We start from the raw sequence: 23,749 nt of genomic DNA, 5'->3' as shown, positions 1-23,749 counted from the left end.
CGCACCCGGCCCGGCCCCCTCTCGTCAGGGGGCCGGGCCGGGCGGGTGTCCTACGGGCGGCTACACGGCCGATTCCGGGGCGATCCGGCTGCGTACCGCCGACTGGACGTCCTCTTCCTCGGCGGGGTCGGCCGCCAGGCGGCGCAGGCGCGGGGCGACTCGGGCGTCCGCCGTCTCCGCGTGGTGGGCCGCCACCTCCCGGGTGGTCTCCTCGCAGTCCCAGAGGCATTCGACGGCGAAACCGGCCGCGAACGAGGGGTCCGTGCTGGCCAGGGCGCGCGCCGCGCGCCCGCGCAGGTGGGAGGAGGCCGTCTCGCGGTAGATGTGGCGCAGCACCGGTGCCGCGCAGCCGATGGACAGCCGGCCGGCCCCGTCGACCAGGGCGAACAGCCGTTGGGCGTCCGGCCCGGAGCCGCGGACCGTCGAGCGCAGGGCGCCCAGTACGAGTCCGGTGTCCTCGGCTCCGCCCCGGGCGGCGAGGAGGGCGGCGGCGGCCGCGCCCAGGGCGTCGGGGCGGTGCACCCACTGCCGGGCCCGGTCCACGGCCGCGGGGCCGCACATGCGCTCGTAGGCGGCCACGGCGGGCTCGTCCCCGGCGGCTTCGATGAGGTCCAGCACGGCCGGGTTATCCGGCTCGGCGAGGACCAGGTGGTGCAGGGCGGTGGCCCGGGCGGCCTCGCCGCCCGCACCTGCGGCGGCCGCGAGGATCGCGGAGCGGTCCTCGGGCGCCGCGACGGCGGCGAGGCAGCGGGCGGCGGGTACGTGCAGCGGGGTGCCGCGGCGCAGGCCGTCGGCGGCCCAGTCGAAGACGGCCTGGACCCCCCAGCCGGGGCGGGGCCCGTTCGGGGTGAGCTGGCGCTGCCAGCGGTCGAAGGATCCCTGCTGGCGGGCCGCGCGCAGGCGGTCGCCGTACTCGGGTGACTCTTCCCACAGACACCAGGGCCGGGGTTCGTAGGCGTCGCGGACGGCGGCGGCCAGCCGCGCCTCGCCCTCCGCGTCGGCCGGGAATCTGGCGAGTACGGGCGCGGCGAGGCCGCGCAGCCCCTCGTCGTCGTCGCGCAGGGCGAGCTCGTCGAGGGCCCAGGCCCAGTTGGCCCCCGAGGCGGCGTAGCGGCGCAGCAGCATGAGCGCGTCGTCGCGGCCGTACGAGGCCAGGTGGCCCAGGACGGACAGGGCGAGGCCGGTCCGGTGGTCCGTGTCGTCGACGAGGTCGTCGGCGCTGAAGAGGTGGCTCTCGATCGTGCCGAGGGGGCCGTCGAGATCCAAGTACAGGCGCGCGTAGTACAGCGAGCGGTTCTCGACCTGCCAGTCCTGGCGCGGGTCGCTGACCACGCACTGGTTGAGGGCCGTGAGGGCCTCCGCCCGGGGCGCCGCGAGGGCGTGCAGCGTGCCGTCGCCGCGGCCCCGCTGGAGGAGCCCGAGCAGGGTGCCGCTTGGCGCTATGACTGGTTCGAACATGGGAATGGCCTCAAATCAAGCTGGGGACGCAACCGGGAATCGGGATTCACAGGGCCGCGTAACAGCATGTGAGGACGTCCGCCGTCATGTTCCGCTCGATGTAGACCATTGCCTTCTCACTCTCGTCGGTGCTCCGCGACCACGTCGGCCGGGTTTGCGCAGGGGATGGGCCCGGACACCCGACGTGTCCTGCCCGCTCCTGCCCGTCCGCCGTGTCCGCGAATCGAATCCGTCGCCATGATGACCCAGCCGGTTTGTGCACCGCGACCACATTTACGGCCGCCGTGACCATTCCGTGAGGTGGCGGACCGGTCAGACCCTGCCAGGTCACGGGCAAAAACGGACTACTCGGCTCCGAAGAGTTCCAGCAGGTCGGCCTTGGCGAACATGCGGGCCGTGTCCACGGCGGAGGGGGTTCCGGCGGTCGGATCCGCACCGCCGGCCAGCAGCGCGCGGATGACGGTCTCCTCCCCCTTGAAGACGGCGCCGGCGAGCGGGGTCTGGCCGCGGTCGTTGGCGCGGTCGGCCTCGGCGCCGCGGGCGAGCAGGGCCGTGACGGTGGCGGCGTGGCCGTGGTAGGCGGCCAGCATGACGAGGGTGTCGCCGCGGTCGTTCGTCAGGTTGGCCGGGACTCCGGCGTCCAGGTACGCGGTGAGCGTCTCGGTCTCGCCCTGCCGGGCGAGGTCGAAGATCTTGGTGGCCAGCTCGATGACGTCCTCGTCGGGAGCGCCCTGGGAGCCGCCCTGGGTGGGCTCGTGCTCGCTCATCTGTCGTACCGCCTTCCACTCGCTGTTGACGTGAGATCCCCCGGGCCGGGCGGGCAGGGGGGGGCGTACGGGAACTGCGACCGTACGGGTGAATCGCCAGAGTAGCGCCCGGACCTGCACATACGGGGGCCAGGCCGAGGCAAGGATCCCGGTCGGTCACGGTTCGCGGCGGACGCGCCAGCCGGACTGAGCCGGGCAAGTGAAAAAAGCCGCGATTCACCCGTATGCACCTTTTATCGCATTGATACTTCCTGTGAGCCTGGAACAACTGATGGTGACCGTCCCCACCCACCAGGAGAACTTCTCATGATCCTGTCCATCTCAGGCGTCGTCCTGCTCGGCATCATCGCCTTCCTCTTCTTCAAGAAGGACGGGATGAAGCTGTCCCACGCGTTCGTCTGCGCGCTGTTCGGCTTCTTCCTCGCCGGCTCCGCCATCGCCCCCAGCATCACGGCGAGCACGGCGAGCCTCGCGAGCCTCCTCGGCGGGATCAAGCTCTAGCGCCGCCCCCACGACACCGTCCTCACCGCACACAACTCCAGGAGACGACCGTGGCCCGGCGCCCACTCCCCCGCATCCTCAGCAACGGCACCACGTCGCTGGCACGGGGCCGCGACCTTGCTCGCACGGCCGCCGACAGCGCCACGGACGTCCTCCATCCGCTCCTCGTCATCGGGCGCGGCCTGCGCATCCTGGCCTCGGCCGGGCGGCGCACATGGGCCGGGACCCCCAAGGACAAGCGTGGTCCCGCGCTGTTCCTGGGCGCCGCCTGCGTCCTCGTACTCGCGCTCGTCCCGTACGGCCCGCTGCTCGCCCTGATCACCCTCATGGCGGCGGCGGCCTGGCGGGGACGCGACCGGACCCCGGTGAAGACCGGGCCCAGCGAGGCCGAGAGCGAGCGGCTCGGCGCCCTCTACGAGGCGCTCGTGCCGTACTTCTCCATCCCCGAGGACCCCAACCCGCTCTTCGCCCACGGCGGGGAGTGGGACAAGGCCTTCAGCGGCTGCGCCTTCGACGAGGCGGGCCGCGTCACCCGGCTCCGAATCCGCTACCCCGCCTACTTCACCGACGGCGAGGCCGCCTCGCGGGCCCGGATCGAGACCCTGCTGCACGCCAAGTCCGGGCGCGGCCGGGAGTACCTCTTCGACTGGGACGAGGAGGGCAACCAGCTCGACCTGACGGTGCTCGCGCCGCTGCCGACCGGCATCGCCGCGCAGCCGTTCGTCACCTCTCCGGGCGAGACCGTGCTCGGCTTCACCGACGCCGGCACCGTGCAGCGCACCCTGCCGGTCCTGGAGGACGACGAGGCGCGCGACGTGCCGCCGGTCATCTGGCGCACCGGCCCCCGCTCCACCGAGCCGCACCTGCTGGCCGTCGGCCGGCCCGGCAGCGGCACCTCCTCCCTGCTGCGCTCGATCGCCCTGCAGGCGCTGCACCACGGGGGCGACGTACTGATCGTGGAGGGCGGCGGCAGCGGGGAGTTCTCCTGCCTGACCGGACGTACGGGCGTGCTGGCCGTGGAGTGCGGTCCGGCCGGGGCGCTGGCCACGCTGGAGTGGGCCGCCCGGGAGACCGAGCGGCGGCTGATCGCCACGCACCGGGCCCGCGAGGCGGGCCGGCCGGCACCCGAGGACACCCGGCGGCCACTGTGGATCCTGCTGGACCGGCCCAGCGTGCTCGCGCACCTCGCGACGGCCGAGGGGAGTCCCGACCCCCTCTCCCAGCTCCAGGTACCACTGCGGCACGGGCGGGCCGCGCACGTCACGGTCGTGGTGGCCGAGCAGTTCGACCACCTGGAGCTGCTGCACGACGCCGTCTGGCAGCACACCCGGGCCCGGATCGTGCTCGGCCCGGCCGCGGCCCAGCAGATCACCGACGTACTGGGGCTGCCCCCGCACACCACACCGCCGGCGCAGGTGCCGCCGGGGCGCGGGTACGCGCGGCTCGGCACGGGCCCCGTCCACCGGCTGCAGGTGCCCGCCACGCCGGACCCGTACGACGACGCCACGCACCCGGGACACCGCAAGGCGGTGCTGGAGCTGCTGCCGGGGCGGCAGTTGCCGGGCCCGGGCGGGCCGGGGCGGGTGGCGCCGGCCAAGACGCTGCACATCGTCCAGCCGACGGCCCGGGCGCAGGGCCCGTCGATCGACGCCGTGGAACTCGCGGAGTTCGAGCAGTTCGACGACGTCGAGGAGGCACCGGCCGAGACCCCGCCGGCCCGCGGCCCCTGGCCGGTGGGCCCCTGAGACCACCCGGGCCGTCCTCCCCCCGGGGACCGTCCGGCGGATCCTGGCCGGGGCCGCGGCCCCCGGCACGGCGCCGCGCCAGATGTCGCGGCCGGCCCGACCCTGATCCGCCGGACACCCCCTAGGCCACGAACGTGCGCGGGGGTTCCGCGGTGCTGCCCGCCGCGCCCGTGCCGACCAGGCGGGCGGCGGCGGCGAGGCGGACCGCGGCCTCCTCGGCCACCGGCCCGCCCACGGTGAAGGGCAGCCGGACGTAACCCTCGAAGGCCCCGTCGACGCCGAACCGCGGCCCCGAGGGGACCCGTACGCCGACCCGCTCCCCCACCTCGGCCAGCCGGGAGCCGGACAGCCCGCCCGCGCGGGCCCACAGGGTCAGCCCGCCCCGCGGCACTTCGAACTCCCAGTCCGGCAGCTCCCGGCGCACCGCGGCGACCAGCGCGTCCCGGTTCTCCCGGGCCTGGTCGCGGCGGATCTGCACGGCCTCCGCCCAGCCGCCGGTCCGCATCAGCCAGTTCACCGCGAGCTGCTCCAGCACCGGCGTGCCGAGGTCGGCGTACGCGCGGGCAGCGACCAGGCTCCGGATGACGTCGGGCGCCGCCCGGACCCAGCCGATCCGCATGCCGGCCCAGAAGGCCTTGCTGGCGGAGCCGACGGTGATCACGGAGGACCCGGCCGGGTCGAAGGAGCAGACCGGCCGCGGCATCTCCAGCTCCGGGTCCAGCTGGAGCTCGGCCATGGTCTCGTCGACGACGAGCACGGTGCCGGCCGAGCGGGCCGCCTCCACCATGGCGCGGCGCTGGTCGTCCGAGGCGAGCGCCCCGGTCGGGTTGTGGAAGTCGGCGACGACGTACGCGAGGCGCGGCGCGGCGTCGCGCAGCACCTGCCGCCACACGTTCATGTCCCAGCCGGCCAGCCCGTCGGCCATCGCGACGGGTACGAGCCGCACCCCGGCGGCGCGCATGAGCTGGAGGATGTTGGCGTAGGAGGGGGATTCGACGGCGATCCGCTCCCCGCGCCCGGCGAAGAGGCTGCAGATGGCGTCGATGGCGCCCATCGCCCCGGTGGTGACCATGATCTGCTCGGGCATGGTGGGGATGCCGCGCTCGGTGTAGCGGTCGGCGAGCATCCTCCGCAGCGCGGGGAGCCCGGCGGGGTAGTCCCCGTGGGTGTGCGCGTACGGCGGGAGCTCCTCCAGGGCGCCCTGTACGGCCTTGGTGAGCCAGGGCTCGGGGGCCGGGAGCGCGGCGCACCCGAGGTCGATCATCGAGCCGAGGGACTCGGGCGGCAGCGGCTCCAGGCCCCGGGCGGGCAGCGGGTTCCCGGCCGGTACGGAGGTCCAGCTGCCGGCGCCGCGGCGGGACTCCAGGAAGCCCTCCCCGCGCAGGGCCTCGTACGCGGCGGCGACGGTGGTGCGGGAGAGGGAGAGGGAGACGGCCAGCTCGCGCTCGGCGGGCAACCGCGCGGCGACGGGGACGCGGCCTTCGAGGACGAGCAGCCGGATGCCGTCGGCCAGGGTCCGGTACGCGGGCGGTTTGCGCGCCCCGGGGACGCCGGGGCGCTCCTGCTGGGAGGTGATGAGACGGGCGAGCTGTGCGGCACCCACCGCCGAAGTCCACTCTGCCATGCTGTCCGGTCCACCCTCGTCGAATTGGCCCCGCCCGACCCACTGTGCGGCCGGTATTGGATTGCTTTCGCCCCCACAGCCTGTCATGCCGGGGTCCACCCGGACCAGGGGGGCGCCGCGGCGTTCACCGTGTGGCCACCGCGCCGCCGCCCGGCCGCTCACTCCCCACGGGGCACACGGGGCATACTGCGGCGGGTGACGCACGTACGCCTTCGCCATCCGTATCTGGACCACCCGGCTCCGATCCCCTTCGCGCACCGGGGAGGTGCCGCGGACGGGCTGGAGAACACCGCCGCCGCCTTCCGGCGGGCGGCCGACGCGGGCTACCGGTACTTCGAGACCGATGTGCACGCCACCGCCGACGGGAAGCTCGTCGCCTTCCACGACTCCACCCTCGACCGGGTCACCGACGGGCAGGGCCGGATCGCGGAGCTGACGTGGAGCAAGGTCCGCGAGGCGCGGGTGGCCGGAACCGAGCCGCTGCCGCTGTTCGAGGAGCTCCTGGAGGAGTTCCCCGGGGCCCGCTGGAACATCGATGTCAAGGCCGAGTCGGCCCTGCACCCGCTGGTCAACCTGATCGCGCGGACGGGCGTCTGGGACCGGGTGTGCGTGGGCTCGTTCTCGGAGAGCCGGGTGGCCCGGGCCCAGAAGATCGCCGGTCCGCGGCTGGCGACTTCGTACGGGGTCCGCGGGGTGCTGGGCCTGCGGCTGCGCTCCTACGCGATCCCGGCGGCCCTGCGGGTCGGGGCGGTTGCGGCGCAGGTCCCGGAGACCCAGGCGGGCATCCGCGTGGTCGACCGCCGGTTCGTGAAGACGGCCCACGAGCGGGGCCTGCAGGTCCACGTGTGGACCGTGAACGAACCGCAACGTATGGAGGCTCTCCTCGACCTGGGTGTGGATGGCATCATGACCGACCGGATCGACATCTTGCGCACGGTGCTGGACCAGCGCGGAGCCTGGGCCTGACCTGCCGGGACCGCCGCGTCCGCCCTTCACCTGCCGGACGGGAACGAGGGGGCACCGGTGAGTGCGGAGACCACTGAACAGGGCGCGGGGACCGCGCCGGAGGAGCCGGCGCCGAGCGCGGCCGAACGGAAGCGCCAGCAGCACGGCTGGTACTTCTACGACTTCGCGTGCTCGGTCTACTCCTCGACCGTGCTGACGGTCTTCATCGGCCCGTACCTGAGCACGATGGCCGAGGCCGCCCAGGACGCGCAGGGCTACGTCCACCCGCTGGGCATTCCGGTGCGCTCCGGCTCGTTCTTCGCGTACGCCGTCTCGGTGTCGGTGATCGTCGCGGTGCTGGCGATGCCGCTGGTGGGCGCGGCCGCGGACCGTACGGGTCGCAAGAAGCCGCTGCTCGCGGCGGCGGCCTACACCGGCGCGGCGGCGACCACCGCGATGTTCCTGCTGGGCGGTGACCGCTACCTGCTCGGCGGCGTCCTGCTGATCGTGGCGAACGCCTCGATGTCGGTGTCGATGGTGCTCTACAACTCCTACCTGCCGCAGATCGCGGAGCCGCAGGAACGGGACACCGTCTCCTCGCGCGGCTGGGCGTTCGGCTACACGGCGGGTGCGTTCGTCCTGATCCTGAACCTGGTGCTGTTCCAGTCGCACGAGTCGTTCGGGATCTCCAAGGACGCGGCGGTGCGGATCTGTCTGGCCTCGGCGGGCCTGTGGTGGGGGGCGTTCGCGATCATCCCGCTGCGCCGGCTGCGGGACCGGGCCGTGGTCCGGTCGGATGCCGCCCACGCGGCCGCGGGGTCGGGGTGGAAGCAGCTCGTCGCCACGCTGAAGGACATGCGGCGCCACCCGCTGACGCTGTCGTTCCTGCTGGCGTACCTGGTCTACAACGACGGGATCCAGACCGTGATCTCGCAGGCGTCGGTCTACGGCAAGCAGGAGCTGGGGCTGGAGGACTCGACGCTGATCACAGCGGTGCTGCTCGTCCAGATCCTCGCGGTGGCGGGTGCGATGGCGATGGGCCGGCTCGCCGTGTCGTACGGCGCGAAGAGGACCATCCTCGGGTCGCTGGTGGCCTGGACCCTGACCCTGGCCGCCGGCTACTTCCTGCCGGCGGGCGCGCCGGTGTGGTTCTTCGTCCTGGCATCGATGATCGGACTGGTGCTGGGCGGCAGCCAGGCGCTGTCGCGCTCGCTGTTCTCGCACCTGGTGCCGGCCGGCAAGGAGGCGGAATACTTCTCGGCGTACGAGATGAGCGACCGCGGGGTGAGCTGGGTCGGGCCGCTGGTGTTCGGCATCACGTACCAGGTCACGGGCAGCTACCGGGACGCGATCATCTCGTTGGTGGTCTTCTTCGCACTGGGTTTCGTGCTGCTGGCGCGAGTGCCGGTGCGGCGCGCGATCGAGGCGGCGGGCAATCCTGTTCCCGAGCGGATCTGAGTGGATCCGGTGGACGTGCCGACGGGAGGTTCGGAGGCGGACACGACCCGGATCTTCATACGAATTCCGAACGGATTTCGACGTTGAAGCGAAGGGCCGGTAGTGTACGCCTTTGGCCTGCCAGCCGGACCGTTACTGCGCGCTGAAGAACTGAAGACGTTGGGTGACATCTGCTGCCAGATGTGACAAAACGGGCACTGGTGGGTACAACAAGGGGCGGCACGACGGGCGACGCATCACCCGGAGCGGGAATCTATACCGCCGACCGGACGTTGACCGGATGACGACGACAGCGACACCTGTCCTGTGGGCGACAAGCCCGGGAGGCACGATTCATGAGTGAGCGAGCTCTCCGCGGTACGCGGCTCGTGGTTACCAGCTACGAGACGGACCGCGGCATCGATCTGGCCCCGCGCCAGGCGGTGGAGTACGCATGCCAGAACGGACATCGATTTGAGATGCCGTTCTCGGTTGAGGCAGAGATTCCGCCGGAGTGGGAGTGCAAGGCGTGCGGCGCCATGGCACTCCTGGTTGACGGGGACGGGCCCGAAGAGAAGAAGGGCAAGCCTGCGCGAACGCACTGGGACATGCTCATGGAGCGGCGCACCCGCGAGGAACTGGAGGAAGTGCTGGCCGAGAGGCTGGCGGTCCTGCGTTCCGGCGCCATGAACATTGCCGTGCATCCGCGGGACAGCCGCAAGTCCGCCTGACAGCCGGACGTCCAGCAGCACAAGCCGAGGGCCCCCGCCACGAACTGTGGCGGGGGCCCTCGGCTTGTTGCGTCTCAGGGGCCAGCGCTGGCCTGTTCCGTCTCAGGGGGCCAGCGGCGGCCGGTACCCGGCGTCGGGGCCCGGCTGCTGCGGCTGCTGCGGCCCGTCCTCGCGGATGACCTCGCCCTGGACGACCTTGCCGTCGGGGTAGTGGATGCGGGCCTGCTGGAAGGCGCCGCCGAAGCTGCCCGCCGGGGCGGCGGCCATCTGGCGCTCCAGGGAGCCGGCCAGGCGGCGGCCCGTCCACGCCCGGACGGGCGGGAGCAGGAGGAGCAGGCCGGCCACATCGGACAGCAGGCCAGGCAGCATCAGCAGCAGGCCGGCCAGCATCGTGAGGCCGTTGCCGCTGCCCCGCTGCCGCTTCGCCGCCCCGGGCGCGGGCTGCTGCCCCTGCTGGGCCTGCTGGGCCTGCTGGGCCTGCTGGAAGGTGTCGGCGAGATTCTTGAAGGCCCGCCGCCCGGCCCGCTTGATGACCACGGCACCGAGCACGATCCCGCCCAGGAGCAGCGCGGCGACGGTCAGCCCGCCGGCCGCGCCGGCGACCAGGCTCAGCAGCCAGATCTCCAGGATCATCCAGGCGGCGACCGCCAGCGGAAGGAAGGTGCGGCCACGCGAGCGCCGCCGCGGGGCCGTGGAGAGGGGAACGCCGGTCGTCATACCCTCCAGTGTGCCCGGGGCGGCATAAAAGCGGCCTCAGCCGGAGGTACCGGACATCCCCTAGGGGGTCTGGGCGGGGCCGGCGTCCGTGCCCTTGGGCTTGTCCTGGCCGGTGAGCTTCGCCGCGTGGGCCTTGAGCCCCCACTGGGTGACCCGCCACAGGGCCTCCACCACGATGTCCTTGCTCATCTTGCTGTCGCCGAACTCACGCTCGACGAAGGTGATGGGCACCTCGACGACGCGGAATCCCTGGCGCACGGCCCGGCGGGCCAGGTCGACCTGGAAGCAGTACCCCGCGGAGGCCACCTCGTCCAGGCCCAGTCCCTCCAGCGTCTCGCGCCGGAAGGCCCGGTAGCCGCCCGTCACGTCGCGGATCGGGACGTCCAGCATCAGCCGGGAGTACACCGAGCCGCCGCGGGAGAGGAACTCGCGGCTCTTGGGCCAGTTGACCACCCGGCCGCCCGGCACCCAGCGCGAGCCCAGGACCAGGTCGGCCCCGGCCAGCGCGGTGAGCAGCCGGGGCAGCTCCTCCGGCTGGTGGGAGCCGTCGGCGTCCATCTCGACGAGGACGCCGTAGTCGCGCTCCAGGCCCCAGGCGAAGCCCGCCAGGTAGGCGGCGCCGAGCCCCTCCTTGCCCTTGCGGTGCAGGACGTGCACGTGGTCGTCGGCGGCCGCCAGCTCGTCGGCGAGCTTGCCGGTGCCGTCGGGGCTGTTGTCGTCCGCCACCAGGACGTGCGCCTCGGGCACCGCCGCGCGCACGCGGCCGACGATCGGTCCGATGTTCTCGGCCTCGTTGAAGGTCGGAATGATCACCAAGGCCGTGCCGAGCGGTCCGTGCCCTCGCTGTCCGCCGTCGCTCACTGGGTCCGCCTTCGTGTTTCTCGTACGTCCTGTCTCAGAGGATGACTTTAGAACAGTGGCCGGGGCCCGCGGTCCTTCGGGCCGGTCGGGCTCCCGCTGGCTGCGGTGCGCCGTGACCGTTGTCTACTGGACCGCGGGCCCCCGCCGGTGCCACCTGCCCCGGGCTCCTGCGGAGCAGGGGGGACCCCCGTCCCGGCGAAACCTTCCCTCGCCCCCGAGGCGCGGGCGCGCTGAGCAGACGGAGCCGCCCGGTACGGATGTCCGGTGGTGGACCCGGCCGAACCTATCCGGGTCCGAGCGCCGGTATCGAACCGAGGCCGACCGGATCACCCCTGTGGCCGTACGAATACCTCCCGCCCGCCGACGACCGTGGCGAGGCACACCGGCAGATCGCCGCCGGGGGTCAGGTCGGGCAGTCCGGGGGTCCCGGAGCGGGGGTCCGTGGACCAGCGGGCGACCCGGTCGTCGGGGGCCTGGACGACCAGTTCGGCGGTCTCCCACAGCGCGTAGTCGGCCGGGGCGCCGGGCACCAGCACGCCCGCGCCGTCACGGCCGAGGGCCCGCCAGCCGCCCCGGGTGTGGGCCGTGAAGGCGGCCCGTACGGAGATCCGGTGCTCGGGGGTGCGGTGGAAGGCGGCCGCCCGGACGGTGCCCCAGGGGTCGAAGGGGGTCACGGGGGCGTCGGAGCCGAAGGCGAGCGGTACGCCGGCCTTGAGCAGGGCGGCGAAGGGGTTGAGCGTACGGGCGCGCTCCGCGCCCAGCCGGTCGGCGTACATGCCCTCCTCGCCACCCCAGGCCGCGTCGAAGGCGGGCTGCACGGACGCGGTGAGGCCGAGGTCCGCGAAGGCGGCGATGGTGACCGGGGTCATCATCTCGGCGTGCTCGACGCGGTGCCGGGCGGCGCGGACGCGGGCGAGGCCGACCTTCTCGGCGGCCGCGCGCATGCCCTCCACGACGGCGGTGAGGGCGGCGTCGCCGATGGCGTGGAAGCCGGCCTGCAGGCCCGCCTCGGTGCAGGCGGCGACGTGCTCGGCCACCTCGGCGGCATCGAGGTAGCCGGTACCGGTGTGGCCCGCGTCGGCGTACGGGGCGTGCAGGCAGGCGGTGTGGGAGCCGAGTGCGCCGTCCACGAAGAGGTCGCCGGCGGCGCCGATGGCGCCCAGCGCCTTGGCCTGTTCGAGGTCCCGGTCCGCCCAGTAGCCGAAGACGCGGGGGCCGGGGCGCTCGCGGGCGAGCCCCAGCAGGCCCGCGAAGTCCTCGGCGGAGGAGATGTCGGGGCCGCCGCACTCGTGGACGGAGCCGATGCCGAGGGAGGCGGCCCGGTCGAGGGCGGCCCGCTGGGCCTCGGCGCGCTGGGCGGGGGTGACGGCGGCGAGCGCGGCCCTGCGGACGGCGTGGTGGTCGTCGCGGGTCAGCGGCTCGTCGCCGCGGACGGAGACGGCCGGTACGAGGTCGAGCAGGGCGGTGGTGACCACGGCGGAGTGCACGTCGATGCGGCTGAGGTAGAGCGGTCGGCCGCCGGTGGCCTCGTCGAGTTCCTCGCGGCGGGGCGCGCGGCGCTCGGGCCAGCGGGAGGCGTCCCAGCCGTGGCCGAGGAGCACCCGGTCGGCGGGGCGGCGCCCGGCGTACGCGCGGACGAGGCGCAGGGCGTCGGCGAGGGAGGGGGCGCCGGTGAGGTCCAGGCCGGTGAGGGCGAGGCCGGCGGAGGTGGTGTGGACGTGCGCGTCGGTGAAGGCGGGGGTGACGAGCGCCCCGCCGAGGTCGACGACTTCGTCGACGCCCTGCGCGAAGGCGTCGGCGGCGCCTTCGGAGCCCACCCAGGCGATGTGTCCGCGCTCGACGACCATCGCGGTGGCGAAGGGGTCGGCGGGGCTGTGTACCTCGCCCCCGCGCAGGAGTACGGTCCGTTCGGATGCGGGGGCTCCGGCGGCGTCGGCGGAGCTGGCGGTGCGGTCGGTCATGCAGTCAGTCTCGCGGGTCCGCGGCCCGGCCTCGACCGCGCCCCCGGGTACCCGGGGGAAAAGGCGTCACACCCGGGGCGGGCGGGCCTCGTACGGGGTGGAGAGGACGACCGTGGTGCGGGTCGAGACGTGGGCCAGGGCGCGCAGCCGGCTCAGCAGGTCCTCCAGCTCCAGCGGGGTCGCGACCCGGACCTTCAGGATGTAGTTCTCGTCGCCGGCGACGCTGTGGCAGGCCTCGATCTCCGGTACTCCGGCCAGCCGGTCGGCGATGTCGTCCGGCGCGCTCGGGTCGAAGGGCTTCACCGAGATGAAGGCCGTCAGGGGCAGGCCGACGGCTTCGGGGTCGACGACGGCCGCGTACCCGCGGATCACTCCGCGCTGTTCCAGACGGCGTACTCGCTGGTGGACGGCCGATGTGGACAGTCCCGTGGCCTTGCCCAGATCCGTGTAGCTCATCCGCCCGTCCCGCACGAGCAGATCCACGATCTGGCGGTCCAGCTCCTCCATTGCGCTCATAGCCGCTCAACCTAAGGCCCAAGGGCGGTCCAGGCACAGTGCTGTCCGCCCACAAGTGGCACCTGCGGCGGGCATGTGACCAAGGCCACAAGGGTATGCAGGCGTACGGCGGGATGTTGTGGTTACTCGTGCCGCGCGGCGGGAAGTGCTTGCTGTGGCCGAGGCCGTGGAAACTGCCCGCCCGGCCCACCCAAGGGGGAGTACATCCATGCTGAACACCAAGCGCGCCGGTCGCACCGAACCGGAGCCCCTGGATTTCGTCGACGCCGAGGACGGTGAGTACCTCGAAGACCCCGACGGGTTCGACGGCTTCGAGATCCACCACGCGATCTGCCCCGACTGCGGCCAGTCGATCGCGCTCGTCGCGGACGAGGAGTACCTGCCGGAGCACGCGCTCTGCCTGACTCCGTGGAACCCGTTCGGGCTCACGGTGTGCGCGGGTACGGGCCGCCCGGCCTCGGACGCGCTGCCGACGGTGGGCATGGGCCAGGCCGAGCCCCAGGAGCTGGAGGTCGTGCTGCTGGACCTGCCGCAGGGTCTGGACTGGCGGACGCAGCCCTTCTCGCACGTCGGCGGCCCCGGTTCCCGTCCCGTGCGGATGCCGGCGCCGACGCTGCTGCCGCAGATGCGGCAGCACGCGCAGGCCGCCTGACGGCCTTCCCGGCCGCGTCCGCCGGATCTACCAGTACGTTCCCTGCACCATCGCCCGGAGGCTGGCGTGGTGCAGGATCAGGCCGTCCGGATCCGCGGGGATCTCGACCTCGCCGAAGTGCGCCTGCCGGTAGGCGATGCGCAGCATCACGATCCCGTGCCGCAGGGCCGCGTACAGGGTGTGGAACTCCATGTCGCGCGGGGTGTGCCCGGTGAGTTCGGCGTACCGGCGCTCCAGGTCGTCGCGGCGCAGGAAGTCCGGCAGGCCGCTCTGGCCGAAGCCGACGGTCAGGTCCTGGAAGAAGCGGTGGAGGTACACGGTCCAGCCGAGGTCGACCTCGCGCGGGGCGTACGCGGCCATCTCCCAGTCCAGGACGGCCACGGGCTCGAACCCGCATGCCTCGTAGACGACGTTGCCGATGCGTGCGTCGCCCCAGTTGAGGACGGCCGGGCCCTCGTCCGCGGGCCACAGCTCCTCCAGGCGTTCGAAGGCCCGCTCCAGCAGCGGGGACGGCGCGAGTCCCTCGACCACCCAGGCGTAGTAGGCGCGTTGGGCGTCCACGTGGCGGCGCAGCGGGCTGCCGGTGCCTTCGGGGAGGAGGAACTCGGCCTCCTCCGCGGGGAACTGGTCGTGCAACCGGGCCAGCAGCGAGATGCTCGCCTCCTGGAGCGCGGCGCGTTCGGAGTCGCTCGCGGAGTGCAGCCAGTTCCCCTCGTACGTGTACGGCATGACGTCGGGCGGGACCCGGCCCTCGGCGCGGGCCATGACGAAGAAGGGCGCGCCGAGCGGCCCGGGGTCCGTCTCCAGCCACAGCACGCGCGGGACGGGCAGGTCGGTGTGGGCGCCGACCAGGCTCATCACGCGGTGTTGGCGGGGCATGTCGTACGTGGGGAACACCGTGTAGGCGGCCGGGTCGGCGGCGAGGCGCAGGGCGCAGGCGCGGAGCGGGGCGTCGGGGTGCTCCAGGTCGAAGAGCAGGGTCTCGCTGGACATGCCGTTGGACGCGGGGACGCGGACCCCCGTGACCTGGGCGCCGGGGAGCCCGGTGTGGAGCCAGGCGGCGAGGCGCCGGGCGAGTTCCTCGGGTTCGCGGGTGGAGGTGCGCGGGCGTGGTGCCGGTGCCGCCATGACTTCCCCTTCCTTCTGATGGCTCGGGTACGGGCGCCGCTGGGCCGTGTCTTTCGGATCAGGGGGCGACGGAGCCGTAGTCGGCGAAGCCGCTCGGGTCGTGGCGGCCGAAGCTGCCGTGCTCGAAGATGCCGAAGCCGGTGCGGCCGTCGAGGGTGAAGCGGGCGGAGTGGTCGGTGACGCCGAAGGCGGCCATGGGGTGGGCGTTGGGGTCGGAGAGGTCGTAGACGCGGCGGTCGGTCCAGCCGCGGCCCTGCCAGGTTCCGTGCTGCCAGTCGGCGGCGGGCGGGTAGCCGGCGCCGACGGCGAGGGGGGAGGAGTTCAGGATCTCGACGCCGAGTTCGAGGGGTTTGCGGGCCGGGTCGGCGAGGTGGACGACGGCGCTCTCGGGGTGGCGCGTGCCGGGGCGGTAGCGGATCTCGGTCTGGGGCCAGCCGAGTTGTACGTCGCCCCGGCCGCTGCCCTCGGGGAAGACCTGGAGGGCCTCGTTGAGGGTGCGGCGGCCGTCCGCTTCCTCCTGGGCGATGACCATGAGGAAGCGGTCCTCGAAGCGGACGGGGATCCAGAGCCAGTGGAAGCCCTCGGGCCGGTGCTCCTCGGCGGCGCGGCCGCCCTCCTCGCCCGGGATGGGCCGCACGCCCCAGCTGCGGTCGCGGGTGCCGGTCCACTCGCCGGGGGTGAGGGCGTGTTCCTCGCCCCCGGCGCGGATGACGCCGGTGACGTGGCCGGCCTGGACGAAGCGGCGGCCTTCGAGCATGAGGCGGTCGCCGCGCCGCTGGACGTGGTGGGGCTCCCAGACGGCGGGGAACTCGGCGGTCCAGGTGATGTCGTACGAGAGCCCGTCGGGGTCGGCGGGGTCGGGATCGCACCGGAGGGTGATCCGCTTCAGGGGTTCGTCGACGGTGATCCGCAGCGGGCCGACGGAGAGGTTCATGCGGTCGTCGGTGAGGGCGTCGGAGGCGCGGACGGCGAGGAGTTCGTCGCCGGTGCGCAGGGTGGCGTAGGCGTCGATGACCCCGGCGTTGGGGTAGACGCCGAGGCCGAGGATGAGGACGGCGCGGCCGGCGTGATCGAAGACGTGGAAGATGCAGCGGTCGTAGGCGTTCCGGTCGCCGGTGACGAGGTGCTTCATCGACAACGGGGCCTGGTGGACGGGGTATTCGTCCAGGGGTACTGGTCGGTCCGCGGGCATGGCAAACCTCCTGGGGCAGCGGGCTCCGGCGGATATGACGGTACGTCAGATACCGCGCTCGGGGCCAGACGTGTGGCACTCCCTGACAGCCCGGCACGTCTGGCCACAGGACGTCGTCGCGTTGGGGACGCCTCGAACGGATACCCGGAGGGCGGGGGCGGTTACCCGTGCGTCGGGTGACGCGTTGGCCCGGTATGACCACGCTCGAGAGCCATGGGACACGAACGGGACGTCGACGGCGCCCGGCGCCGCCCGGCTGCGAAGAATCGGTTCCGCGTCACGAAGAATCGGTTCCGCAGCGGCAGTCGGACCCGCCCATCTACCATGCGCTGCTGGCCCGTTGGGCCGCCGACGGGCGCACCCTGCCGGGCCGCCGCGATCCGGAGTGGTCCCGGGTCGCCACCTCCCCGATCTGGCCGTCGGGTCCGCTCTACGGAGGCGGCGAGTAGGTGGCGGCTCGGGGGAGCGGCTCGTGGGGAGCGGCCGGAAATGACCCGGCGCCCTCCCTGTGCGCTCCCCGTGCTGCCTCGCCCGGGCGCGGGCCCGGCCGCACCCTGGGCGCATGACCGACCCGAAGCGGCTCCTTGCCGCATACCGGCGCGACGGCTTTGTCGTCGTACCTCCGATCACCCCGCACGAGATATGGGCTCCCCTGACCGGGGAACTCCCTTCCGTACTCGCCGAGGAGGGACCGCAGCGGTTCTTCGAGGAGGACGGAACGACCGTGCGCGCCGTCTACGGACTCCACCGCAGAGGCGGCCCCTGGCAGGCGCTGGCCGAGGCGTCACCCCTCACCGCGCTGGCCCGGCTGCTCCTCGGCGAGGACATGTACGTGTACCAGTGGAAGGTCAATCCGAAAGCCGCCCGGCACGGCGACCGCTGGCAGTGGCACCGGGACTTCGACTTCTGGCGGGCCGCCGACGGGATGCGGCGTCCGGCGGCGCTCACCGCCGCCGTGTTCCTGGACGAGGTCACCGAGGAGAACGGGCCGCTGCGCCTGGTCCCGGGCACGCACGCCGACCCGCCGACGACCGCCGCCGCCTCCGGGAACGACGGGCGCGACGAGAGCGGCGAGAGCGGCAGCGAGGCGGGCGACTGGGCCTGGATCACGTCGAACCGGAACGCCTGCGCCCTCCCGGACCCCTCGGCCGAGGAGCTCGCCCGCACCCGGGCCGTGCACGAGGCCACCGGCCCGGCGGGCACGGTGGTCTTCTTCCATGGCAACCTGGTGCACAGCTCGGGCCCGAACCGCTCCTCGCGCGCCCGCACCCTCGCCCTGATCAGCTACAACGCGGTGTCCAACGCCCCGCCGGCCGACCACCCCGCCGCGCGCCAGGACCTCTTCGTCAACCACGACGCGAAGCCGCTGCCGGTCGGGGACGACACCCCCTAGCCAGGGGGCGTCCGCAGGGGCGGCTCGTCGTCCACGTGCAGCCACCGCCCCGAACGAGGCCGTCCGGTGGCCCGGTCAGGCCACGCCGAACAGCTCGTTCAGTTCGGCGTCGGCCGGGCCGGGTGCACCTCCAGGACGAGGCCCGCCGTCAACGCGACTCCGGGCCCGCCAGGTGTCGGGCGATGACCATGCGCTGGATCTGGTTGGTGCCCTCGACGATCTGGAGGACCTTCGCCTCGCGCATCAGGCGCTCCACCGGGAAGTCGGCGGTGTAGCCGTAGCCGCCGAGGACCTGGACGGCGTCCGTGGTGACGGCCATCGCGGCGTCCGTGCAGAACAGCTTCGCCATCGCCGCCTGGCGGGAGAAGGGCTTGCCCGCGTCGCGCAGCCGCGCCGCCGACAGGTACAGCGCCCGGCCGGCCTCGATCTTGGTCGCCATGTCGGCGAGCATGAAGCGCAGGCCCTGGAAGTCCGCGATGGGGTGCCCGAACTGCTTGCGGTCCAGGGCGTACGTGAGGGCCTCGTCCAGGGCGGCCTGCGCGACGCCGATGGCGCAGGCGGCGATGCCGAGGCGGCCCGCATCCAGGGCGGCCAGCGCGATGGTGAAGCCCTGGCCCTCCTCCCCGATGCGGCGGGTGTCCGGGATGCGGACCCCGTCGAAGTGCAGCTGGGCGGTGGGCGAGCCCTTCATGCCCATCTTCTTCTCGGGGACGGCGGCCGTCAGGCCCTCCGCGTCGCCGGGCACCAGGAAGGCGGTGATGCCCTTGGGGCCCTCGCCGCCGGTGCGCGCGAGGACGGTGTAGAAGTCGGCGACCCCGCCGTGGGTGATCCAGGCCTTGGTGCCGGTGATGATCCAGCCGTCGCCATCGCGTACGGCCTTGGTGGTCAGCGAGGCGGCATCGGAGCCCGAGGCCGGCTCGGAGAGGCAGTACGCGCCGAGCAGGCCGCCGCCGAGCATCGCGGGCAGGTGGGCCTTCTGCTGCTCCTCGGTGCCGTACCCGGCCAGGCCGTGGCAGGACAGGGAGTGCACGCTGACGCCCAGCCCGACGGTCAGGCGGGCCGCCGCGAGCTCCTCCAGGACCTGGAGGTAGACCTCGTACGGCTGCTCGCCGCCGCCGTACTCGCCGGCGTACGGGAGACCGAGCAGGCCGGCTTCGGACAGGAGGGTGAAGATCGCGCGCGGGAACGTGCCGGCGTCCTCCTCGTCGGCGGCCACGGGGCGGATCTCCCGCTGGGCGATCTCTCGAACGAGCGCGAGGAGATCCCGGGACTCCTCGGTGGGCAGCTGACGGTCCACCGGCTGCGGGGCGCGGTCAGTCATGGCGGCGCTCTCCTCCCTCATCGGGCACGGCGGCGGCACGTGAGGTGTGGGACGGGCCGCCGGGTCTCGGTGCTTCTCACAGCCGATACTGCCCTCCCGGATCACGGAAGCGGCAGATCAGTGGCTGCGGGCGGCTTGAGTATGCCCGATCAGGGTCGTCACGTCACTGGGGCAAGATCACCCGTTATCTCGAACGCGTCTTCGGGCAGTGGTGGAGGCGGACACTCGGGGACGAACTCCCCGATCACGGTCAGCGTGGCGCGCAGCTGGCGGACGAGGAGGGCGCCGATCCGGTCCCGGTCGGGCTGTCGCGCGGCGGATTCCGCATCGCCGTCCGCTCCCGCTCCGACCTCGGCGTCTGCCGCCCGGGCGCCGATCCACTCCAGCGTGGTCCCCTCGACCCCGGACAGCCAGCCGACCAGCGCGAGCCGGGCGAGCGGCGGGACGGCACGGCGCCCGTACGCGCCTTCGGCGATGGTGGCCACCAGCTCCTCGCGCACCGCGTCGCGGATGGCGAGCACCTCGGCGTCCGAGCCCACTCCCCCGGTGACGATGGTGCGGTAGGCGGCCTGGTGGTGCTCGGCGTAGTGGAGGTAGCCGTCGATGGTGCGGCGCACCCGCTCGGCCTTGGGCAGGTCCGGTTCCCCGGCGGCGCGGGCGACGAGCTCGGCCACCGAGTCCTCGACGATGGCGAGGTAGTAGCCCCGCTTGCTCTTGAAGTAGTAGTAGATCAACCCCTTGGCGACGCCCGCCTGTTTGGCGATGTCGTCCATGGAGAGCGCGTCGTACGAGGTGTCGGCGAACAACTTGCGCCCGGTCGCGATGAGTTCGGCCCTGCGGACCTGCGAACGCTCGCTCGCGCCCCGCTGTTGACTATTATTCAAATTCGGCCCTAGCCTCGAACTGCCACAGGATGCCCGCAGTATGGCAGACCTGTCTCATGCACTTCCCCTGCGCACGGACGACGTACGGGAGGCACTTCCATGAGCACGGACAGGGACACGGACGAAGGTGCGGGCGGCGTCACGGACGCGGCCCGCGGGCGCGAAGGACGGGTCCGCTGGCGGAAGTCGGCCGCCGTGGCGGTGCCCGCGGTCCTCGCGGTCGGGGCGATGGGCGTGGTCATGGCGCAGGGCGCGCTCGCCGCGTCCTTCGCCGTCTCGGGGACGAGTTTCCAGGTCTCCTCCTCCAAGCTGAGCAGCAAGGGCCTGGCCTCGTACGTGCAGACGGACCGCTCCGTCGACGGCAAGGGGCATCCGGTCGCGCTGCTCGGCATCGGCGAGGCCACGCTCACCGACATCTGCCAGGCCGCCGAGGTGGACACCCCGCTGGGCACGGTGGTCTTCAAACTGACCGCCGGCGGTCCGGCGGGCGAGGTCACGGCGAGCAACCTCGTCATCGACGGCGAGGACCTCGACGGCGACGCGACCTTCGGCACGGCGCAGATCGGCCGGGACGCCTCGACCCTCGACCGGGTGGACGGGGTCAAGGGGGAGCCCGGGAAGTTCGGCCTCCAGGCCGGGGACATCGAGGTCGTCGGGGTGAAATCGCACGCCTGGTCCGCGACCGGCGGGAACTTCCGCCTCAAGGGCATGCGGCTGAGCGTCGGCCTGGACGGCAAGAAGTGCTTCTGAAGCGCCCTCGGCCGTCGCTGTCACCGTCGCTGTCGCCGCCGTTTGCGCGGCAGCGGCGGCGGCTGCGCACCTGGCGCCGGACCCGGCCCTTCTGGGGCGGGCTGCTGATCGTCCTGGGCGGGGCCGAGCTGCTGCTGGTCCCGCTCTCCCCGCTGACCGTGCTGGTGAGCCTGGGTCCCGGCGGGATCGCGGCGATCGGGATCGGGGCCGCGCTCGTCGTGGCGGGCCTGTCCCTGTGGTTCCTGCCGCAGGCCCGGGCGTACGTCTCCGTCCACGCCCTGCTGCTGTCGGTGCTGTCGTTCCTGGCGACCAACCTGGGCGGCTTCCTGGTCGGCATGCTGCTCGGGATCGCCGGGAGCGCGCTGGCCTTCGGGTGGACGCCGCTCCCTGCCGGAGCGGCACCCGGGGCCACGGGCGGGCAGGACCCGTGTGAACACGAGGCACACGGCAGCGGTCCGCGGGCGCTCGCCGCCGTACTGCCGGTGCTGCTGGCGGCCGCGCTGGCGACCGGAGCCCCGCCGGCCAGGGCGGCGGGCGGGCCCGGCGGGCCGCCGACGGCAACCCGGACTCCCCCGAGCGTCGCCACCTCGCTCTTCGCCCCGCAGGGCTTCACCTTCGCGGGGGTCACCGAGGTCGCCACGGCCGACGGGCCGCTGAGGGTGCTGGTGCTGAAGATGCACGCGGCTTCGCTGGCCGACTACCGGCTGCGCACCCATGACGGCCACGAGGAGTACGGACTGGCCGCCACGTCCCTCGAACTACGGGGCAATGTGACCTTGTACCTGACGAAGTTCAGCGGCTGCATCGAAGGCCTGCTGTGCGTCACCTTCAGCCCGGACGGTCTGCCCGCTCCCCCGGTGATCCCGCCGTTCGTCTTCATGACCCGGGTCAGCGCGGAGCAGGCGCTGGTCACCTCGGACCTGATCGTCACGGACGGCCTGCGGCTGGAGGCCTCGTAGGCGCGGGCACGCGGGCGTCCGGGCCTGCGCGTCCACGGACCGCGGGCCCGCAGGCCCGCAGGCCCGCAGGTCAGAGCCAGCCGACCTGCGTGACGAACATGGCCACGACGACCACCAGAGTCCAGCCGAGCACGTGCTCGAGCCACTTGGAGTGGTCCTTGGGGCCACCGGTCCGGACGAGGTTCCGTGCGCGGGCGGTGAGGGAGGTGCTGTATGCGGTCATGCCGTCCAATGTGACAGCGTTCGCGGCTTTCGCGGTAGAGACGATCGTCACGCGTGGCACGTATCACGCGCCCCTGCACGCCGCCGGGCCCCGGCCGGTTCACGGCCGGGGCCCGGCGCGTACGAGGGTCAGGCGCGTACGAGGGTCAGGTGGTGCGGTCGCGGCCCGCCATGCCCGCCATGGAGAGCGCGAGCAACAGGGCGACGCCGCCGGTGATGACGTTGCTGACCACGCTGCGGGTGGTGCTGACGTCACCGGCGATGACCCACGGAGCCACGATCGTCCAGGCTCCGATGGCGACCGCCGTCCAGGCCATCGCGTGGGTGCGCTCGTAAGCGGAACCGAGCCCGCTCATGCACAGGCAGTACGCCACGCCGGCGATCAGGTTGTTGATCGCCAGCGAGCCGAGTCCGCTGAACCCGGCGATCCAGGGCGAGGCCGCCAGGTACAGGCCCGTGATGAGGGCCAGTGCCTCCACGGCCTGGGCGGCGGGGGTGCTGGTGACCCGCTCGAACCGGGAGCGCATCTCGGCGAGGTCGGGGTGGTGTTCGATGCTGTGGGTGGTCATGGCGGGCCGCCTCCTGTAGAAGCCTTTATGTGCCCTTTACGACTTTATATTCCGCTTATCTCCCGCCGCGGTCAATGGAAAATTTCCGGCAATCCGGTCACAGCACCCCGACCGCCCGCAGGGCCCCGAGCTGGATGGCGCTCGGGCGGGCCGGGGCGTACAGGTAGCAGACGCCCCCGGAGCCGGACGCCACCTTTCCGGCCGAGTTGTGGCGCTTCGTCCGCAACCAGGCGTTCTCCCACTCCCGGCGCTTGTACACGCGGCGAACCGCCGTGTCGTCGGGCGAGTTGGGGTCGTTGGCGACCACGTCCCCGGAGGCGGTGAAGCCGACGACGATCATCAGGTGGCCCGCGGTCCCGTAGCCCGCTCCCGTCAGCTCCTCCGCCCGGAAGGACTGCGAGGTGATCACCGGAATGCCCGAGCGGACCAGGGCCTCCAGATCGGCGAGGGAGCGGAGCCTGGTCACGACCCCCGCCAGGTCCGGGTACGTGGCGGCGTACGCGGCGTTGAAGGGCCAGTTGCCGCAGCCCTTGTACGCACTGTCGTAGGTGGACCGGGCCGCGTGGCAGACCTGCGGGTCGGGGTAGCGGGAATCGACCCAGGCCAGGTCCCCGGCGGCCGGCTTGCGGCCCCAGTACTCGATGGCCATCTGGGAGGAGGTGGGGCTGCACCAGGCCTCGCCGCCGTTGTCGTACTGCGGGTACCGGCCCTTGTGGACCTCCTGCGAGTAGCGGGGGACCTTCAGCTCGTGGGCCTGGCGCGAGGGGACGGACGCGGGGACGGTGAACCGGTCCGGGACGTCGGAGACCATGGCTCCGGCCAGCCACACCGTCGGCCCCTGGGCGGCGCCGGGCCTGCGGTGGAGGGTCAGGCGCAGCTGCCAGTGCGCGATCCGCACCCCGTTCGCCTTCGCGGGGGCGTCGACGGCCAGGGTGTCCGTCCACACGGTGGAACTGCCGTCGGTCTGGCCGTCCACGGAGGTGCGGCGGATGTCGCCGTCGCCTGAGGCCCAGCGGCCCATCACGTACCAGGGGGTGGTGGCCCCGCCGCCGTAGGTGGCGCGCAGCTCGATCTGGATCCAGGTACCGGCCGGGGTGTGGGCGTTCCAGGAGGCGATGGCCTCGGTGCCGGGCACGCCGCAGCGGTGCACCGGGGAGGTCCAGACCGCGTACTCCCAGGTGCCCTTCTTCGCGGTGTGCGGATCGGTGTACTCGGTGTGGCCGGCCGGTGTGTCGATCACCAGGCCGGGGCGGGCGCCGTCGAGGGCGGCGGTGCCGCGGTGGGTGCCGGCCCGCCAGTGCGCGTACGAGTACCAGAACCGGTTGTCGACGGTCCGGGCGGTGGCCGCGGCCTGGGCCACGGCCTCGGCCGCGGCTTCCGCTTCCTGCGCCCCGGCCGGGCCGGGGCGGGCCGGGG

23 protein-coding genes are annotated in these 23,749 nt (G+C 73.1%); 9 read left to right on the top strand and 14 right to left on the bottom strand.

Annotated elements, in window-relative coordinates:
• Positions 1–60: 60 nt before the first annotated feature.
• Together K7B10_RS32345 and K7B10_RS32340 are read right to left on the bottom strand one after the other, a co-directional pair.
• Complete coding sequence (locus K7B10_RS32345) at positions 61–1,458, bottom strand: HEAT repeat domain-containing protein (protein WP_229341942.1); 1,398 nt, start codon at positions 1,456–1,458, stop codon at positions 61–63.
• A gap of 344 nt (positions 1,459–1,802) precedes the next feature.
• The gene (locus K7B10_RS32340; RefSeq protein WP_229341939.1) at positions 1,803–2,225 is read right to left on the bottom strand and encodes an ankyrin repeat domain-containing protein; all 423 of its coding nucleotides are present in this window, start codon (positions 2,223–2,225) and stop codon (positions 1,803–1,805) included.
• 306 nt (positions 2,226–2,531) lie between these two features.
• On the opposite strand from K7B10_RS32340, the gene K7B10_RS32335 reads away from it, so the two are divergent.
• Both K7B10_RS32335 and K7B10_RS32330 read left to right on the top strand, forming a co-directional pair.
• Positions 2,532–2,726 (top strand): hypothetical protein, encoded by a 195-nt coding sequence (locus K7B10_RS32335; RefSeq protein WP_030162614.1) that lies wholly within the window; start codon positions 2,532–2,534, stop codon positions 2,724–2,726.
• A gap of 50 nt (positions 2,727–2,776) precedes the next feature.
• Positions 2,777–4,471 carry a hypothetical protein gene (locus tag K7B10_RS32330; protein ID WP_229341936.1) on the top strand — a complete coding sequence of 565 codons (1,695 nt, stop codon included), beginning with the start codon at positions 2,777–2,779 and terminating at the stop codon, positions 4,469–4,471.
• 121 nt (positions 4,472–4,592) lie between these two features.
• Here the strand turns inward: K7B10_RS32330 and K7B10_RS32325 are convergent, their stop codons facing one another.
• A complete protein-coding gene (locus K7B10_RS32325; protein WP_229341933.1) occupies positions 4,593–6,095 on the bottom strand; it encodes an SCO1417 family PLP biosynthesis transcription factor in 1,503 nt (500 codons plus the stop codon).
• Positions 6,096–6,290: 195 nt separating this feature from the next.
• On the opposite strand from K7B10_RS32325, the gene K7B10_RS32320 reads away from it, so the two are divergent.
• From K7B10_RS32320 to K7B10_RS32310, 3 genes are all read left to right on the top strand, one after another.
• Complete coding sequence (locus K7B10_RS32320; protein ID WP_229341931.1) at positions 6,291–7,061, top strand: glycerophosphodiester phosphodiesterase family protein; 771 nt, start codon at positions 6,291–6,293, stop codon at positions 7,059–7,061.
• Positions 7,062–7,118: 57 nt separating this feature from the next.
• A complete protein-coding gene (locus K7B10_RS32315; protein WP_229341927.1) occupies positions 7,119–8,498 on the top strand; it encodes an MFS transporter in 1,380 nt (459 codons plus the stop codon).
• Positions 8,499–8,833: 335 nt separating this feature from the next.
• Positions 8,834–9,208, top strand: a complete 375-nt coding sequence (locus K7B10_RS32310; protein WP_007262928.1) for an RNA polymerase-binding protein RbpA — start codon at positions 8,834–8,836, stop codon at positions 9,206–9,208.
• A 102-nt stretch (positions 9,209–9,310) separates the two neighbouring features.
• Here the strand turns inward: K7B10_RS32310 and fxsA are convergent, their stop codons facing one another.
• From fxsA to K7B10_RS32290, 4 genes are all read right to left on the bottom strand, one after another.
• A complete protein-coding gene (gene fxsA / locus K7B10_RS32305; protein WP_229341915.1) occupies positions 9,311–9,925 on the bottom strand; it encodes an FxsA family membrane protein in 615 nt (204 codons plus the stop codon).
• Between the two features lie 60 nt (positions 9,926–9,985).
• Entirely contained in the window at positions 9,986–10,786 is an 801-nt protein-coding gene (locus K7B10_RS32300; protein WP_229341912.1) for a polyprenol monophosphomannose synthase, read from the bottom strand.
• A 326-nt stretch (positions 10,787–11,112) separates the two neighbouring features.
• A complete protein-coding gene (locus tag K7B10_RS32295; RefSeq protein WP_229341910.1) occupies positions 11,113–12,747 on the bottom strand; it encodes an amidohydrolase in 1,635 nt (544 codons plus the stop codon).
• Between the two features lie 66 nt (positions 12,748–12,813).
• Complete coding sequence (locus K7B10_RS32290; protein ID WP_030162595.1) at positions 12,814–13,254, bottom strand: Lrp/AsnC family transcriptional regulator; 441 nt, start codon at positions 13,252–13,254, stop codon at positions 12,814–12,816.
• A gap of 217 nt (positions 13,255–13,471) precedes the next feature.
• Here K7B10_RS32290 and K7B10_RS32285 point away from each other — a divergent pair, with 217 nt between their 5' ends.
• Positions 13,472–13,915, top strand: a complete 444-nt coding sequence (locus K7B10_RS32285) for a hypothetical protein (protein WP_229341907.1) — start codon at positions 13,472–13,474, stop codon at positions 13,913–13,915.
• Between the two features lie 27 nt (positions 13,916–13,942).
• Here the strand turns inward: K7B10_RS32285 and K7B10_RS32280 are convergent, their stop codons facing one another.
• Positions 13,943–15,043 (bottom strand): phosphotransferase family protein, encoded by a 1,101-nt coding sequence (locus K7B10_RS32280; protein WP_229341903.1) that lies wholly within the window; start codon positions 15,041–15,043, stop codon positions 13,943–13,945.
• A gap of 58 nt (positions 15,044–15,101) precedes the next feature.
• The gene (locus tag K7B10_RS32275) at positions 15,102–16,235 is read right to left on the bottom strand and encodes an Rv3169 family protein (RefSeq protein WP_229341890.1); all 1,134 of its coding nucleotides are present in this window, start codon (positions 16,233–16,235) and stop codon (positions 15,102–15,104) included.
• 562 nt (positions 16,236–16,797) lie between these two features.
• On the opposite strand from K7B10_RS32275, the gene K7B10_RS32270 reads away from it, so the two are divergent.
• Positions 16,798–17,628 (top strand): phytanoyl-CoA dioxygenase family protein, encoded by an 831-nt coding sequence (locus tag K7B10_RS32270; protein ID WP_229341887.1) that lies wholly within the window; start codon positions 16,798–16,800, stop codon positions 17,626–17,628.
• A gap of 148 nt (positions 17,629–17,776) precedes the next feature.
• Here the strand turns inward: K7B10_RS32270 and K7B10_RS32265 are convergent, their stop codons facing one another.
• A complete protein-coding gene (locus tag K7B10_RS32265; RefSeq protein ID WP_229341883.1) occupies positions 17,777–18,949 on the bottom strand; it encodes an acyl-CoA dehydrogenase family protein in 1,173 nt (390 codons plus the stop codon).
• A 158-nt stretch (positions 18,950–19,107) separates the two neighbouring features.
• Positions 19,108–19,833, bottom strand: a complete 726-nt coding sequence (locus tag K7B10_RS32260; protein WP_229341872.1) for a TetR/AcrR family transcriptional regulator — start codon at positions 19,831–19,833, stop codon at positions 19,108–19,110.
• Positions 19,834–19,932: 99 nt separating this feature from the next.
• Between K7B10_RS32260 and K7B10_RS32255 the strand changes: the two genes are divergently transcribed.
• Together K7B10_RS32255 and K7B10_RS32250 are read left to right on the top strand one after the other, a co-directional pair.
• Positions 19,933–20,583 (top strand): DUF6230 family protein, encoded by a 651-nt coding sequence (locus K7B10_RS32255; RefSeq protein WP_229341855.1) that lies wholly within the window; start codon positions 19,933–19,935, stop codon positions 20,581–20,583.
• Positions 20,574–21,542: a DUF6114 domain-containing protein gene (locus K7B10_RS32250; protein ID WP_308284655.1), complete on the top strand. Its 969-nt coding sequence runs from the start codon at positions 20,574–20,576 to the stop codon at positions 21,540–21,542. Before K7B10_RS32255 ends, K7B10_RS32250 begins: the two co-directional genes overlap by 10 nt.
• A gap of 70 nt (positions 21,543–21,612) precedes the next feature.
• On the opposite strand, the gene K7B10_RS32245 is transcribed toward K7B10_RS32250, so the two are convergent.
• The 3 genes from K7B10_RS32245 to K7B10_RS32235 form a co-directional block, all read right to left on the bottom strand.
• Entirely contained in the window at positions 21,613–21,765 is a 153-nt protein-coding gene (locus K7B10_RS32245) for an SCO1431 family membrane protein (RefSeq protein WP_229341833.1), read from the bottom strand.
• A gap of 145 nt (positions 21,766–21,910) precedes the next feature.
• Positions 21,911–22,333: an SPW repeat protein gene (locus K7B10_RS32240; protein ID WP_229341812.1), complete on the bottom strand. Its 423-nt coding sequence runs from the start codon at positions 22,331–22,333 to the stop codon at positions 21,911–21,913.
• Positions 22,334–22,430: 97 nt separating this feature from the next.
• Positions 22,431–23,749 (bottom strand): C39 family peptidase (locus K7B10_RS32235; protein ID WP_229341809.1); only part of this gene is annotated, 1,319 nt, incomplete at its 5' end.

It is taken from the genome of Streptomyces flavotricini (assembly GCF_020639365.1).
Taxonomy (GTDB): Bacteria; Actinomycetota; Actinomycetes; order Streptomycetales; family Streptomycetaceae; genus Streptomyces; species Streptomyces flavotricini.
This window is presented reverse-complemented; position numbering and strand designations above follow the sequence as displayed.